Here is a 14,640-nt window from a genome sequence, read left to right as displayed (position 1 = left end):
GACGAGATCAGCCCGGACAATTGCCGCCTGTGGGACATCCGCACCAACGAGAAGCTGGACAAGGACCGCTTCCGTCGCGATCTCGGCGGCACCGCCGAGGCCTATCAGGAAGTCGCCCGTCGCCTCGGGATCCTGCCGGAAGGCGGCCCGCGCGACATGAAGGGCCCCGAGGTGATGCAGTAATTCGAGTTGCGTCGTCCCGGCTCCCGAGCCGGGACCTCGTCGGGATGACGCGCCTCTTGATTCCAAAAGAATAGGTGATCCCGTGAAGGCGCGCGTCCACGTCACCCTGAAACATGGCGTTCTCGATCCCCAGGGCAAGGCGATCGCCGGCGCCCTCGGCTCGCTCGGCTTCGCCGGCGTCGAGGATGTCCGCCAGGGCAAGTTCCTCGAACTCGAACTGACCGAGACCGACGCCGCCAAGGCACGGGAACAGGTGAAGGCGATGTGCGAAAAGCTGCTCGCCAATACCGTGATCGAGAACTACACGATCGAGCTTCAGTGATGAAGGCCGCCGTCGTCGTCTTCCCGGGCTCGAACCGGGAGCGGGACGTGGCGCTGGCCCTGAAGCGCGCGTCCTACACCACCCCCGCCTATGTCTGGCACGGCGACAGCGAGCTGCCCGCGGGCACCGACCTCGTCGTCCTGCCCGGCGGTTTCTCCTACGGCGACTATCTTCGCTGCGGCGCCATGGCGGCGCTCTCGCCCGTCATGCGGGCGGTGAAGGAACACGCGGCCAGGGGCGGCCATGTCATCGGCATCTGCAACGGCTTCCAGATCCTGGCCGAGGCCGGATTGGTACCGGGCGTGCTGATGCGCAACGCCTCGCTCCGCTTCGTCTGCCGCGACGTCCATCTCCGCGTCGAGGCGACCAACAGCGCCTATACCGCCGGCTACCAGCCGGGCCAGGTGATCCGCGTGCCGGTGGCCCATGCCGAAGGCAATTATTTCGCCGACGACGAAGTGCTGAAGCGCCTCGAAGGCGAAGGCCGCGTCGCCTTCCGCTATTGCACCGAAGACGGCGACGTGGTGCCCGAGGCCTCGCCCAACGGCGCCATCAACAATATCGCCGGTGTCTTCAACGAGGGTCGCAACGTGCTCGGCATGATGCCCCATCCCGAGAACATGACCGAGGCGGTCGTCGGCGGTACCGACGGCGCCATCCTGTTCGACAGTCTGGCCAAGGCGCTTGCGTAATGACCGAGATCACGCCCGAAATCGTCGCCGAGCACGGCCTGTCGCCCGATGAATATCAGCATGTCCTCCGCATCATGGGGCGCACGCCGAATCTGACCGAGCTCGGCATCTTCTCCGTCATGTGGTCGGAGCATTGCTCCTACAAATCCTCGCGCCTGCATCTGAAGAAGCTGCCGACCAAGGGTCCGCAGGTGATCTGCGGCCCGGGCGAGAATGCCGGCGTGGTCGACATCGGCGACGGCCTCGCCGCCGTCTTCAAGATGGAGAGCCACAACCACCCCAGTTACATCGAGCCCTATCAGGGTGCGGCGACCGGGGTCGGCGGGATTCTCCGCGACGTCTTCACCATGGGCGCGCGGCCGATCGCCATCCTGGACCCGCTGCGCTTCGGCTCGCCCGAGCATCCGAAGACGCGGCACCTCGTCTCCGGCGTGGTCGCGGGCATCGGCGGCTACGGCAATTGCATGGGCATTCCCAATGTCGGCGGCGAATGCACCTTCCATGCGGCCTATGACGGCAACATCCTGGTCAACGCCATGACCGTGGGCATCGCCCATACCGACAAGATCTTCTATTCGGCCGCCGCCGGCATCGGCAATCCGGTGGTCTATGTCGGCTCCAAGACCGGGCGCGACGGCATCCACGGCGCCACCATGGCGTCTGCCGAATTCGACGAGAAATCGGAAGAGAAGCGACCGACCGTGCAGGTCGGCGATCCCTTCGTGGAAAAACTGCTGCTCGAAGCCTGTCTGGAACTGATGGCGGGCGATGCCATCGTGGCGATCCAGGACATGGGCGCCGCCGGCCTCACCTCCTCTTCCGTGGAGATGGCCTCGAAGGGCGGCGTCGGCATCGAGCTGGACCTCGACCACGTGCCCCAGCGCGAAACCCATATGACGGCCTACGAGATGATGCTCTCGGAGAGCCAGGAACGCATGTTGATGATCCTGAAGCCGGGCCGGGAACAGGCCGCCAGGGCCATCTTCCACAAGTGGGGCCTGGACTTCGCCGTGATCGGCAAGGTGACCGACACCGGCCACCTGGTGCTGAAGCATGGCGGCGCCGTGGTGGGCGATATTCCGGTCGGTCCGCTGACCGACGAATCGCCCCTCTACGACCGCCCGTGGGAACCGACGCCGAAGCCGGCCGAAGTGCTGGCCGCCGAAGTGCCCCATTCGCACGACCTCGGCGCCACCCTGGTCAAGCTGCTCGGCACGCCCGACCTCTGCTCCAAGCGCTGGATCGTCGAGCAATACGACCATCTGGTCGGCGGCGACACCATCGTGCGCCCGGGCGGCGATGCCGCCGTGGTGCGCGTGCGCGACCATGCCACCAAGGGCCTGGCCATCACCACCGACTGCACGCCGCGCTATTGCCTCGCCGATCCCGTAGAGGGCGGCAAGCAGGCGGTGGTGGAAACCTATCGCAACATCACCGCGGTGGGCGGCCTGCCGCTCGCCATCACCGACTGCATGAATTTCGGCAACCCGCAGCGGCCCGAGATCATGGGCCAGTTCGTCGGCGCCATCGAAGGCATGTCGGAAGCCTGCCTGGCGCTCGACTATCCGGTCGTCTCGGGCAATGTCTCGCTCTACAACGAGACCATGGGCACCGGCGTGCAGCCGACCCCGGCGATCGGCGGCATCGGCCTGCTCGAAGACTATACCCGCTCCGCCTCGATCCGCTTCAAGGCGGCGGGCGAGACCATCCTGCTGGTCGGCGAGACCGAGGGCTGGCTCGGCGCCTCGATCTACCTCCGCGACATCGCCGGCCGGGAAGACGGCGCGCCGCCGCCGGTCGACCTCGCGGTCGAGAAGCGGAACGGCGATTTCGTGCGCGGACTGATCCGCCACGGCGAAGTCGGCACCTGCCACGACGTCTCGGACGGCGGCCTCCTGGTCGCACTCGCCGAAATGGCGCTGGCCGGCGGCATCGGCGCCACCCTGGCGACGCCGGAGACCGAGGCGCCGCTGCACGCCTTCTGGTTCGGCGAGGACCAGGGGCGTTACCTCCTCTCGGTCGCGGTCGACCGGGTCGAGAGCATTCTCGATCAGGCCCGTTCGGCCGGCGTGCCCGTCGCCGTGATCGGCACCACGGGCGGCGATGCGATCAGCGTCGACGGCGGCCACAAGGCCCCCCTCGCCGTCCTTCGCGACGCCTTCGAGGGCTGGCTGCCCCGTTACATGGCATCCTGACCGCTTACGATTTCTGCGCGCGGGGAACCCGCCGGGTTTCCCGCGTCGTCTTTTCGTCACCTGACCGACGTCAGGCAAGGAGACAGGAATGAAAATCCGTCTCGGCTACGACATCAGTTACAGTCTGCCGAATCCGACCCCCATGGTCTTGATGCTGAACGTCCACGCCTCGCGCCTGGGCGATCTCCTGCAGGCGGACGAGATCAGGACCGACCCGCTGCTGCCCCTGCATTATTACTACGACGGTTTCGGCAACCGCTGCGCCCGCTTGGTGGCGCCCAAGGGCAAGCTCCGCCTGACCTGCACCACGCTGATTTCGGACAGCGGCAAGCCCGAGGCCCAGCCGCTCGACATGCCCCAGATCCCGGTCCAGGAACTGCCGGACGAGACCCTGGTCTATCTCCAGGGCAGCCGCTATTGCGAGACCGACCGCATGGCCAATCTGGCCTGGAGCCTGTTCGGCAAGACCAAGGAAGGCTGGCCCCGAGTCCTGACCATCCTCGAATGGGTGCAGAAGCACCTCCGCTTCGACTATCTCCAGACCCGCGCCACCAAATCCGCCCTCGACGCCTATAACGAGAAGGCCGGCGTCTGCCGCGACTACCAGCACCTGGCGATCACCTTCTGCCGCTGCATGAATATCCCGGCGCGCTATTGCACCGGCTATCTGGGCGACATCGGCGTGCCGGCGGAAGAAACCCCGATGGATTTCAGCGCCTGGTTCGAAGTCTATCTCGGCGGGCGCTGGTTCCCGGTCGACGCCCGCCACGTGAAGCCCCGGATCGGCCGCGTCCTGATGGCGCGCGGGCGCGACGCCGCCGATGTGCCGCTGGCCTCTTCCTTCGGCTATCATTGGCTCGCCGGCTTCAAGGTGGTGACCGAGGAAGTGGCCGAACGCCCCACGGTTGAGGCGATCCGGGCGATCGGCTAGCCTGGAGCCCAGCGATTCAAGGAGACCCGCCATGGCCATGGAAGCCGGACAGATCAAGAGCCTGATCGAAGCGGCCTTTCCCGACGCCGAGGTGCTGGTCGAGGACCTGCGCGGCGACGGCGACCACTACGCCGCCCAGGTCACCTCCGCCGCCTTCAAAGGCAAGAGCCGGGTCCAGCAGCACCAGATGGTCTACAAGGCGCTGCGCGGCGCCATGGGCGGCGAGCTGCACGCCCTCGCCCTCCAGACCCAGGCCCCGCCGGAAGCGTGACGGCGGAATGCTGCCGCTGTCTCGGGTCGGGGCCTGATACGCGGCAATAGTCCTCGATCGGGCGATGCCCTAGATCCCGGAAGACAAGCCGATGGGAAATTCAGGGACCAACGAAACCAAACGCACAATATCGGTCTCCCTCTATCTCCGCGGAGACCAACTCGACCCCAACCTTGTCTCGGAGGCGCTGGGAAGAGCACCCGATAGATCCCAACGCAAGGGAGAGCGGCAGGCGGGCGTCCACGGTCGAGAATACATTAGAAAAATAGGCGTGTGGGCGATCAAATCCGATCCCGATTTCGAATCCAATAAAGACTTCAGATCTGACAGTGTTTCGGATCACGTAGATTCTTTATTATCCAAGATCAATTTCAGCCGAGAGAATTTATCAATTATTAACGATCTTGAAGAGGTCTATATCGATATTTTCGTTGCGATGGACGAAGAAAAAGACGGTGGCGGGACCTGCGACTTCGAGCTCAGTGCCTCTCAGGTGGAGGGCTTGTCGAAATTGGGTGCGCCGATCAGATTCACGATTGCCGTCATCGCCGACAAATAGAACCACATAATTCTCGCGTTCGACGTCGGCAATGGTCGCCGCACCAACAGGCCCGAGGATCGGATCTATAGTCCGCTTTAAGCTCGATCCCAGCGCCCCGTCGAACATGACGGAGCAAGAGCGCGCCCGGCTGGAGGCGATGACCGACGCGGAAATCACCGCGGCCGCCCTGGCACAGCGCACCCGCGCCGCGACCGGCCTGCCCCAGCGGGCCTTCGCCGACCGCCTCCGCGATATCGAGCGCGGCCGCAGTCGCAAGCCGGACACGGCGCTCGCCGCCTATTTCCGCGTCATCCTGCACGACCCGAAGGCGGTCGCCAGCGCGCTCGAGGCGGCGGAATAGGGCGTCACCGCCGCTTCTTCGCCCCTTCCGCGGCGATCTTGAGGTCGTCGAGGTCGATGACGAAGAGTTCGCCGTCTTCGGTGGTCATCACCAGGCGGTCGCCGGCCGGGGTCCAGGCGAGGCCGCTCGGCATGCCGCCGCCGGCTTCCTTCAGGAGGACCTGGCCTTCGATGCCGAAGCGGCCCATTTCGATGCGGCCGTCCTCGAAGGCGGCGGCCACCACGGGCAGTGCCGGATGGGCCGCCACATGGGTGGTCAGGAATTCCTCGCCGCCGCCGAACTGGTGCGGCGGGCGGCCCATGGGGCCTTTGCCGATGAAGTCCCAGGCGGTGACGATCGGGCTCCCCGAACAGGCGAGCCAGCGGCCGTCGGCCGACCAGGAGAAGCTCTTCACCTTGGCGGCATAGCCCGACATGCGCATGTCGACCTCGTCCTCGACACGCCAGCCGTGCAATTCCTTGTCCTGCGTGCCGGTGACCACGAAGCGGCCGTCCGGGCTCCAGACGACCGAAATGTGGCTGCCTTTCCAGGGCAGGAGCTTGGCCGTGCCCGTGAGCCCGCCGGCGAACCAGAGCGTCGCCCCGCCATAGGCGGCGACGGCGATCCGCTTGCCCTTGGGATTGAAGGCGAGGCCCATGATGGTGGTCGCGGCCGGCGGCGCCGAACCGAGCGCCTTGCCCGCCGTATCGAAGAGGCGGAGCGTCTTGCCCGTGCCGAGCGCGATCAGGCCCGAGGCGGGCGAAGCAGCGACGGCGCCGACCCACTCCTTGCCCGGCGCCATCAGTTCGGTGATCTCGCCCGCATCGGAGAGCAGCATGGCGCGCCCGTCGTCCCCGCCGGAGACGACGCCGCCCTTGGGTCCGGCGCAGAGCGCCAGGGAAACCCCGTCATGGGCCTCGACGGCCACGAATTCGGCCGGATCGTCCAGCGTGCCATGGGCGAGCCGCCCATCGTCGAGCGAGAGGAACAGGCGCCGCCCGGCCCCCATCACGAAGCCGAGGATGCCGGCTTCCTGCGGGAAACAGTCGACCCGGCTCGGGGACAGGCGGTCGGCGTAGACTTCGTCCTGGAAAGAACCGAACTCAGGCACGACAGGCCTCGAAACCCGCCTTCAGCGCCGGCACGTCGAGATTCCGCCCGATGAAGACGATGCGCGAGATGCGCGGATCGTCCGGCGCCCAGGGCCGGCGATAGTCGCCGTCCATCAGCATATGCACGCCCTGGAAGACGAATTGGTCATCCTGCCCGGCGAAGGACAGGATGCCCTTGGAGCGCAGAATGTCCTGCCCCTTGGTCTGCAGGACATTGCCGATCCAGCGGTTGAACTTGTTCTCGTCCAGGGGATCGATCGCGGTCAGCGAGATCGAGGCGATGTCGTCGTTGTGGCTGTGGACATGGCCGTTCTTCAGGAATTCCGGCTCGAAGGTCAGGATGCGGTCGAGATCGAAGGCGCCGCGGTCCAGGATCTTGGAAAGATCGACGACCGAATCCTTGGTGCGGTGGATTTCCGCCGTGGCGTTGATCTCGCGGATCTCGCCTTCGATCCGGTCGAGCTCTTCGGCGCTGGCGAGGTCGGTCTTGTTCAGCAGGATGACGTCGGCGAAGGCGATCTGCTCGCGCGCTTCCTTCGAATCCGCCAGGCGCGCCTCGATGTTGCGGGCGTCGACCACGGTCACGACCGCATCCAATTTGGCCTTGGCGCGCACGTCCTCGTCGACGAAGAAGGTCTGCGCCACGGGGGCCGGGTCGGCCAGGCCCGTGGTTTCGATCAGGATGGCGTCGAACTTGCCCTTGCGGCGCATCAGGCCGGTCAGGATGCGGATCAGGTCGCCGCGCACGGTGCAGCAGATGCAGCCGTTGTTCATCTCGAACACTTCCTCGTCGGTTTCCACCACGAGGTCGTTGTCGATGCCGATCTCCCCGAATTCGTTCACCACCACGGCATAGCGCTTGCCGTGTTCCTCGGTGAGGATGCGGTTCAGAAGGGTCGTCTTGCCGGCCCCGAGATAGCCGGTCAGGACGGTCACGGGGACCTGGTCCATGGAATTACTCCCCAAATTCAACCATCGTCATGAGCCCAACGCGGCGGCGAGCTGCGCCACATTGTTTTCGAACATGTCTATATAGGTCGGCGCGGGGCCTTTGGCATCAGAGAGCGCATCGGAATAGAGCGTGCCCCCTATGCGCGCCCCGGTTTCCTTGGCGATTTCCTGCATCATGCGGGGATCGGTGACGTTTTCGAGGAAGACCGCGGGCACCTTGGTCTCGCGAATCTGCTCGATCAGGCGGGCGATGCCGGCGGCCGAGGCTTCCGAATCGGTCGAGATGCCCTCGGGCGCCAGGATCTCCAGGCCATAGGCGGCGGCGAAATAGCCGAAGGCGTCGTGCGTCGTGATGATGCGGCGGCGGTCGGCCGGCAGGGCGGCCATGGCGGCGCGCACCTTGGCATCCTCCGCCTTCAGCTTCTCTGTATAGGCCGCGGCATTGGCGGCATAGGTGGCGGCACCGGCGGGATCGGCGGCGCTCAGCGCCGCGGCGATATTGGCGACATAGCGTTCGCCGTTGCCGAGATCCTGCCAGGCATGGGGATCGGTGATCGTCTCCGGCGTGCCGCCCTCTTCCTCGACCATGGTGCGGGGCTTCACCCCTTCGCTGACGACGGCGACCCGGCCCTTGTAGCCCGAAGCCTCCGCCAGGCGCTCCATCCAGCCCTCGAGACCGAGTCCGTTCTCGACGATCAGGTCGGCCGCGGCGACCGCCCGGGCATCGCCCGGGCTCGGCTGGAAGACATGGGCGTCGCCGTCCGGGCCGACCAATGTGGTGACAGAGACGCGCTCGCCGCCCACTTCGGCGACCATGTCGCCCAGGATCGAGAAGGTGGCCACCACCTTGACCGGGGCGGCCAGGGCGGGGGTTGCGACCAGGCCGAGGGCGACGACGAGGGCTTTCAACATCTCAGGCCTCCAGATGACGGCGGGGAACGAAACGCCAGACGATGCCGCCGAGCGGCCCGGCCAGGATCGAGCCGACGTAGAAGACACCGGCGGTGATCACGATGGCGGGACCGGACGGCATGTCGCGGTAATAGGAAATCAGCAGGCCGAGCCAGCCGGACAGGATGCCGATGACGATCGAAACCGCCGCCATCGACCAGACCTGGCCCGCCCAGAAACGGCTGGCCGCCGCCGGCAGCATCATCAGGCCGACCGCCATCAGCGTGCCGAGGGCCTGGAAACCGGCGACCAGATTGACCACCACGAGGACCAGGAAGACCACGTGGAAGACCGGCCCACCGCCGCCCACCGCGCGCAGGAAGCCGGGGTCGAAACATTCGACGATCAGCGGCCGCCAGATCACGGCGAGCACGAGAAGGCTCAGGCTGGCGATCGCCGCGACCGTGAGCAGCGAAGCATCGTCGACCGCCAGCACCGTGCCGAACAGGACATGGAGGAGATCGACGTTGGAGCCCTTGGTCGAGACGATGAGCACGCCGAGGCTGAGCGAAATCAGATAGAAGCCGGCGAAACTGGCGTCTTCGCGGAGCACCGTGTTGCGCGTGACCAGCCCCGAGAGCAAGGCGACCGAGAGCCCGGCGATCAGCCCGCCGAGGCCCATGGCCCAGATGTTCAAGCCGGCGATCAGGAAGCCGACGGCGGCACCGGGCAGCACGGCATGGCTCATGGCGTCACCCACAAGGCTCATGCGCCGGAGCATCAGGAGGACGCCGACCGGCCCGCAGCCGAGCGCCAGCGCGAAACAGGCGACCAGCGCCCGGCGCATGAAGGCGTAGTCGGCGAAAGGCCCGAAGAGGAAATGAAGCGCGGACATGGGACAGCCTCAGGCGCGCCGGCGCGCCGGTTCGCAGACCGCCGCATCCTCGTGCCAGCGTTCCGACATGCGGCGGAGCTTCAGCAGATTTTCCGGCGTCAGGCAGCGCTCGGTCGGGCCGGCGGCGACCACTTCCCGGGCCAGCATCAGGGTCTCGGGGAAATGGGCACGCACCTGTTCCATGTCGTGCAGGACGGCGATCACCGTCCGCTTCTCGCCGTGCCAGCGCGCCACCAGGGCGAGGAGATCGGCCGTGGTCCTGGCATCGATCGCGTTGAAGGGCTCGTCCAGCAGAATGACCGGCGCATCCTGCAGCAGCAGGCGGGCGAAGAGCACGCGCTGGAACTGCCCGGCGGAGAGCGAACCCACTTGGCGCTGCTCGAAACCTTCGAGGCCGACGGCGGCCAGCGCCTGCGAGACCTGCTCGCGCAGATCCCGGCCGAGGGCGCGCAACACGCCGACCCGGCGCCAATGGCCCAGTGCCACCGTATCGCCCACGGTGATCGGGAAGCTGCGGTCGATCTCCGCCTGCTGGGGCAGATAGGCGATCTCGCGCCGCTTCAGCGTGCCGGTGGTGACGCCGCCTTGGACCGGGCGGAGCAGGCCGGCGATCGCCTTGATCAGGGTCGACTTGCCGGCCCCGTTCGGCCCCACCACCGCGGTCAGCGAGGCCGGCGCGAAACGATGGTTCACATGGTGGACGGCCGGATGGCGGTCGTAGGCGACGGTCAGGTCGCGCAGCTCGACCGCGGGGGCGGAGGTCACGCCAGCGCCCATACCACGGCCCCCCACAGCACGGCCACCAGGCAGAAGGCGACACCCACGCGCGAAAACGCGCTCGATGTCAGAACGGTGGTCGGCAAGACGGACATGATCGAGATCACCCCAAGAGACGAGATGTTATAACATAACATTTCCACGAAAGGTCAACCGGCGCTGTGATGGAATTCACGATCGCCCCATTTTCGCCATGGCGATTTGGCGCCATGCTTGCGTCGGGCCGCAGGGCGGCGGCATCCTTCGCCCCGTTGGCCTGTATGTCTTGTGCGAGGACAGAATGATTCCTTCGACCGTCGCCTTCGGCCGTTTCCGCCTTTCCCTCGCCGCCCTCGCTGCGGCCGGCCTCGTCCTCGGGACGGCCGCCGCCCATGCGGAACAACCGGCCGCCCCCGCCCCGATCACGGTCGAGCTGAACAAGCTGGAACCCCAGCCCAATGCCTGCCGCGCCTATCTCGTGCTGTCCAACCCCGGCGGGCCGGACATCACCGACCTGAAGTTGGACCTCATCCTGTTCAACCAGGACCAGGTGATCGAGAAGCGCATCGCCGTCAGCCTGGCCCCCCTGCCCGCCGGCAAGACTTCGGTCAAGCTGTTCGACATCGACAACCAGGATTGCGGCCGCATCGGCAGCGTGCTGATCAACGACGTGATCGCTTGCACCAGTGCGGACGGCGCAGTGCCGGAGTGCAGCAAGCGCCTGCAGCCCTCCACCCGGGTCTCGGCAAAACTGTTCATGTGATTGATCGCGAAGGGTTTTTCGCCCTTCGCGAGGCGCACGCATAAATAACACTTAAATTTAGCATAAAATCTGATTACCCAAGAAGATATTGACTTAATGCCGCTGTCCGGGTAGCAAACTGTCATATCGATATGAATGGACAGCGATGAAAGTTCTGACCGCGAACAGGCTGGCGGACGGCGCCGTGGTTTATCTGGCCGTGGGGTCCTCCTGGGTCGGCGACCTCGCCCATGCCGCCCTGGCCGACACGCCCGAGGCGGAAGCGGCCCTGACCGCCGCGGCGGCCGCCGCCGTGAAGGCGCGCCTGGTGGTCGGCGCCTATCTGATGCCGGTCGTCCTGGAAGGCGACGTGCCGCGTCCGGTCAGCGTGCGCGAAAGGATCCGTGCCGCCGGCCCCAGCAACCGCACCGACCTCGGCAAACAGGCCGAGGCGACGCTGCCCTGAGAGAATTGCGATGTATCGGTACGACGAGTTCGATCAGGCCGCGGTGAACGAGCGCGTGGCCCAGTTCCGGGGCCAGGTCGCCCGCCGCCTGCAGGGCCAGATCACCGAAGACCAGTTCAAGCCGCTCCGGCTCATGAACGGCCTCTATCTCCAGCTCCATGCCTATATGCTGCGGGTCGCCATTCCTTATGGCACGCTGTCGGCCCGGCAGATGCACATGCTGGCCCATGTCGCGCGGAAGTACGACAAGGGCTACGGCCATTTCACCACGCGCCAGAACATCCAGTACAACTGGCCGCGCCTGGTCGACACACCGGACATATTGGCCGACCTCGCCACGGTCGAGATGCACGGCATCCAGACCTCCGGCAACTGCATCCGGAACGTGACCTCCGACCCCTTCGCCGGCGTCGCCAAGGACGAGATCGAGGATCCCCGCCCCTGGTGCGAGATCTTCCGCCAGTGGTCGACCTTCCACCCGGAATTCTCCTATCTGCCGCGCAAGTTCAAGATCGCGGTCACCGCGGCCGAGCACGACCGGGCGGCGATCAAGCTGCACGACATCGGCATCCGCGTGGTGAAGAACGCGGAAGGCGAGACCGGCTTCGAATTCTGGGTCGGCGGCGGCATGGGCCGGACCCCGATCATCGCCAAGAAGCTGAAGGATTTCGTCGCCAAGGCGGACCTGCTCGACTATGCGACGGCGTGCCTGCGCGTCTATAACGAGCTCGGCCGGCGCGACAATATCTACAAGGCGCGGATCAAGATCCTGATCCACGAGATGGGCCTCGCCAAATATGCCGAGCTGGTGGAGGCGGAATTTCAGCGCATCCGCGGCACCGTGGCCCTGCCGGACGCGGAGATCGCGCGCATCCAGGCCTATTTCGCCCCGCCCGCCTACGAGAGCCTGCCCGCGACTTCGACCGCCTTCGAGGCGAAGAAATTCGAAGACCGCGGCTTCCGCGATTTCGTGCGCACCAACCTGCACCCGCACAAGGTGCCGGGCTATGCCATCGTCTCGATTTCGCTGAAGGCGCCGGGCGTCGCCCCGGGCGATATTTCGGCCGACCAGATGGACCTGGTCGCCGACCTGGCCGAGACCTATTCGCTGGGCGAGCTGCGCGCCACCCACGAGCAGAACCTGGTGCTGCCCAACGTGAAGCTGGACGATGTCTACACGGTCTGGCAGCAGCTCCGGGATGCCGGCCTCGGCACCGCCAACATCGGCCTGCTGTCCGACATCATCTGCTGCCCCGGGCTCGACTATTGCGATCTCGCCAATGCCCGCTCGATCCCCCTCGCCAAGGAGATCCAGGATCGCTTCGCCGATCTCGAGCGCCAGCACAAGGTGGGTGAACTGAAGATCAAGATGTCGGGCTGCATCAATGCCTGCGGCCATCATCACGTCGGCCACATCGGCGTGCTCGGCGTCGACAAGCACGGCAAGGAACTCTACCAGCTCCAGCTCGGCGGCTCGGCGACCGAGGATGCCTCGCTGGGCGACCTGACCGGCGCCGGCTTCCCGCCCGAGAAGCTGGTCGATGCCGTGGAAACCGTGATCGAGACCTATCTCCGCCTGCGGACCGGCGAGGCCGAGGCCTTCCTCGACTGCTATCGCCGGGTCGGCATGGCTCCTTTCAAGGCTGCCCTCTATGAAGCTCGTTAAGAACGCCGCCGTCGCCGAAGACGGCTGGACCACGGTCGCCGACGACGAGAACCTGCCGGAAGGCGGCGCCGTCATCGTCTCGCTGGCCCGCTTCAAGGCCGAGCGGGACACGCTGGTCGGCCGGAACGCGCCCCTCGGCCTCCGGCTCAAGTCGAACGAGCCGCCCGCCACGGTGGCCGAGGATCTGGAGCGCTTTTCCGTGATCGCGCTGGAATTCCCGATCTTCCGCGACGGCCGCGCCTATTCCCACGCGACCCAGCTTCGCCAGCGCTTCGGCTTCGAGGGCGAGATCCGCGCCGTCGGCGACGTGCTGTGGGACCAGCTCCTCAACATGATCCGCTGCGGCATCGACGCCTTCGAAGTGGACGACGACTTCCCGCTTGACGCCTTCGACGAGGCGCCCAAGCTGTTCTCGAACTATTATCAGCCGGCCGCGGTGGGCGGCCCCAGCATCTTCGAGAAGCGGCATGGCGCCTGACGGCGAAGCAGACATCGGCGAAACGGGCATCGGCGGAAAGGGCATTCCGCCCATGGTGTGGACGGCGGCCCTGATCGTGGTCGGCATCGTCGCGCTATGGGTGATGATCGCCTGACCAAAGGCGGCTATGCTGCCGCCACCATGCCGACCCTCCTCGTCCTGCTCGACATCGACGGCACTCTGATCCGTTCGACGGCCCACGACAACGCCCTGATCGCCCGCGCCTGGGCCGATCTCCACGACCATGAGATCGATACCGACTGGTCCCGCTACCGGACCTCGACCGATTCGGGGATCGCCCGCGAAATCCTGGGCGACCGCCTGGGCCTGCCGGCCGGCGACGATGCCGTGGCCCGGATCGAGGCCGCGATCGGCAATCTCTATGAAGACGACCTCCGCCTCGAGCAGGTGACCGGCGCCGGCCGGCTGATCGCCACCCTGCGGGGCCTGCCCGGGGTCGGCGTAGCACTGGCCAGCGGCAGTTTCGCGGCGACCGCCAAGCGCAAGCTGGCCGCCGCCCGCCTTCACGTCGACCAGGTGCCCAAGGCCTTTTCCGATGCCCACGACGAGCGCGCCGGCATCATCGAGGTGGCGAGCCGCCGGGCCGCCGAGGAACATGCGGTCGACGGTTTCGACACCCGCGTCTATCTCGGCGACGGCGTCTGGGACGTGGCGGCGGCGCGCGAACTCGGCATCGGCTTCGTCGGCATCGGCACGGGCGACGGGGCGGAGCGCCTGCGGGCCGCCGGGGCCCGGCGCCTGCTGCCCGACTATGACGACCTCGAAACGGCGCTGGACACGATCTTCACCGCCGCCTTCGCCGGTCCGCCGTGAGCGGCTTCGATCCCGCGGCGCTGCGCGCCCGCTACCCGATCCTGGGCCGCCCGCTGAGCCCCGGCGTCGACCTCCACTATCTCGACAATGGCGCCACCGGCCAGATGCCGCAGGACGTGCTCGACGCCGTCATCACCCATGAGACGAGCGCGCGCGCCAATGTGAAGCGAAGCGTCCACACCCTGGCCGAACGGGCGACCGAAGCCTATGACGCCGCGCGCGAGACGGTGGCCGCCTATCTGAACGCGGCCCCCCGCGAGGTCGTCTTCACCGGGGGCTGCACCACGGCGATCAACCTCGTGGCCCACAGCTTCGGCAGCCTATTGCAGCCCGGCGATACCGTCGCGGTCAGCGAGATCGAGCATCACGCCAAT

20 protein-coding genes are annotated in these 14,640 nt (G+C 66.5%); 15 read left to right on the top strand and 5 right to left on the bottom strand.

All coding sequences use genetic code 11. From position 1 onward, the window contains the following. The 8 genes from WC493_RS17795 to WC493_RS17760 form a co-directional block, all read left to right on the top strand. Positions 1-183: phosphoribosylaminoimidazolesuccinocarboxamide synthase (locus WC493_RS17795; protein WP_373066988.1), on the top strand; the 183-nt coding region annotated here is incomplete at its 5' end. Between the two features lie 82 nt (positions 184-265). After that, on the top strand, positions 266-505 hold the full coding sequence (gene purS / locus WC493_RS17790) for a phosphoribosylformylglycinamidine synthase subunit PurS (protein ID WP_373066987.1): 240 nt from the start codon (positions 266-268) through the stop codon (positions 503-505). Beyond that, positions 505-1,197 (top strand): phosphoribosylformylglycinamidine synthase subunit PurQ, encoded by a 693-nt coding sequence (purQ, locus tag WC493_RS17785; protein WP_373066985.1) that lies wholly within the window; start codon positions 505-507, stop codon positions 1,195-1,197. The genes purS and purQ overlap by 1 nt, the downstream gene beginning before the upstream one ends. Next, positions 1,197-3,392 carry a phosphoribosylformylglycinamidine synthase subunit PurL gene (gene purL, locus WC493_RS17780; RefSeq protein WP_373066984.1) on the top strand — a complete coding sequence of 732 codons (2,196 nt, stop codon included), beginning with the start codon at positions 1,197-1,199 and terminating at the stop codon, positions 3,390-3,392. The genes purQ and purL overlap by 1 nt, the downstream gene beginning before the upstream one ends. An 88-nt stretch (positions 3,393-3,480) precedes the next feature. Continuing rightward, positions 3,481-4,323 (top strand): transglutaminase family protein, encoded by an 843-nt coding sequence (locus WC493_RS17775; RefSeq protein WP_373066983.1) that lies wholly within the window; start codon positions 3,481-3,483, stop codon positions 4,321-4,323. A 31-nt stretch (positions 4,324-4,354) separates the two neighbouring features. Next, the gene (locus WC493_RS17770) at positions 4,355-4,594 is read left to right on the top strand and encodes a BolA family protein (RefSeq protein ID WP_373066982.1); all 240 of its coding nucleotides are present in this window, start codon (positions 4,355-4,357) and stop codon (positions 4,592-4,594) included. 91 nt (positions 4,595-4,685) lie between these two features. Next, a complete protein-coding gene (locus tag WC493_RS17765) occupies positions 4,686-5,153 on the top strand; it encodes a DUF4279 domain-containing protein (protein ID WP_373066981.1) in 468 nt (155 codons plus the stop codon). Between the two features lie 139 nt (positions 5,154-5,292). After that, the gene (locus WC493_RS17760) at positions 5,293-5,496 is read left to right on the top strand and encodes a hypothetical protein (protein WP_373066979.1); all 204 of its coding nucleotides are present in this window, start codon (positions 5,293-5,295) and stop codon (positions 5,494-5,496) included. A 4-nt stretch (positions 5,497-5,500) separates the two neighbouring features. On the opposite strand, the gene WC493_RS17755 is transcribed toward WC493_RS17760, so the two are convergent. From WC493_RS17755 to aztA, 5 genes are read right to left on the bottom strand one after another with little or no spacing between them, the layout of a single operon-like run. After that, positions 5,501-6,586 carry a WD40 repeat domain-containing protein gene (locus WC493_RS17755; protein WP_373066978.1) on the bottom strand — a complete coding sequence of 362 codons (1,086 nt, stop codon included), beginning with the start codon at positions 6,584-6,586 and terminating at the stop codon, positions 5,501-5,503. Beyond that, the gene (locus tag WC493_RS17750; RefSeq protein ID WP_373066976.1) at positions 6,579-7,538 is read right to left on the bottom strand and encodes a GTP-binding protein; all 960 of its coding nucleotides are present in this window, start codon (positions 7,536-7,538) and stop codon (positions 6,579-6,581) included. The genes WC493_RS17755 and WC493_RS17750 overlap by 8 nt, the downstream gene beginning before the upstream one ends. 27 nt (positions 7,539-7,565) lie before the next feature. Then, positions 7,566-8,450 (bottom strand): metal ABC transporter solute-binding protein, Zn/Mn family, encoded by an 885-nt coding sequence (locus WC493_RS17745; protein WP_373066975.1) that lies wholly within the window; start codon positions 8,448-8,450, stop codon positions 7,566-7,568. A gap of 1 nt (position 8,451) precedes the next feature. Then, positions 8,452-9,324 (bottom strand): metal ABC transporter permease, encoded by an 873-nt coding sequence (locus WC493_RS17740; protein WP_373066973.1) that lies wholly within the window; start codon positions 9,322-9,324, stop codon positions 8,452-8,454. Between the two features lie 9 nt (positions 9,325-9,333). Further along, a complete protein-coding gene (gene aztA, locus WC493_RS17735) occupies positions 9,334-10,089 on the bottom strand; it encodes a zinc ABC transporter ATP-binding protein AztA (protein WP_373066972.1) in 756 nt (251 codons plus the stop codon). A 292-nt stretch (positions 10,090-10,381) separates the two neighbouring features. Here aztA and WC493_RS17730 point away from each other — a divergent pair, with 292 nt between their 5' ends. From WC493_RS17730 to WC493_RS17700, 7 genes are all read left to right on the top strand, one after another. Then, complete coding sequence (locus WC493_RS17730) at positions 10,382-10,843, top strand: Tat pathway signal sequence domain protein (protein WP_373066971.1); 462 nt, start codon at positions 10,382-10,384, stop codon at positions 10,841-10,843. Between the two features lie 145 nt (positions 10,844-10,988). Then, entirely contained in the window at positions 10,989-11,288 is a 300-nt protein-coding gene (locus tag WC493_RS17725; protein ID WP_373066970.1) for a DUF2849 domain-containing protein, read from the top strand. 10 nt (positions 11,289-11,298) lie between these two features. Continuing rightward, positions 11,299-12,954, top strand: coding sequence for a nitrite/sulfite reductase (locus WC493_RS17720; protein WP_373066968.1), 1,656 nt, complete (start codon positions 11,299-11,301; stop codon positions 12,952-12,954). Further along, positions 12,941-13,432 (top strand): DUF934 domain-containing protein, encoded by a 492-nt coding sequence (locus WC493_RS17715; protein WP_373066967.1) that lies wholly within the window; start codon positions 12,941-12,943, stop codon positions 13,430-13,432. Before WC493_RS17720 ends, WC493_RS17715 begins: the two co-directional genes overlap by 14 nt. After that, entirely contained in the window at positions 13,422-13,547 is a 126-nt protein-coding gene (locus WC493_RS17710) for a hypothetical protein (RefSeq protein WP_373066966.1), read from the top strand. Before WC493_RS17715 ends, WC493_RS17710 begins: the two co-directional genes overlap by 11 nt. Beyond that, positions 13,529-14,266, top strand: coding sequence for an HAD family hydrolase (locus WC493_RS17705; protein ID WP_373066964.1), 738 nt, complete (start codon positions 13,529-13,531; stop codon positions 14,264-14,266). Before WC493_RS17710 ends, WC493_RS17705 begins: the two co-directional genes overlap by 19 nt. Next, positions 14,263-14,640 (top strand): aminotransferase class V-fold PLP-dependent enzyme (locus WC493_RS17700; RefSeq protein WP_373066963.1); only part of this gene is annotated, 378 nt, incomplete at its 3' end. The genes WC493_RS17705 and WC493_RS17700, both read left to right, overlap by 4 nt.

The sequence above is a fragment of the Zavarzinia sp. genome (genome assembly GCF_041650655.1).
Lineage (GTDB): Bacteria > Pseudomonadota > Alphaproteobacteria > Zavarziniales > Zavarziniaceae > Zavarzinia.
This window is presented reverse-complemented; position numbering and strand designations above follow the sequence as displayed.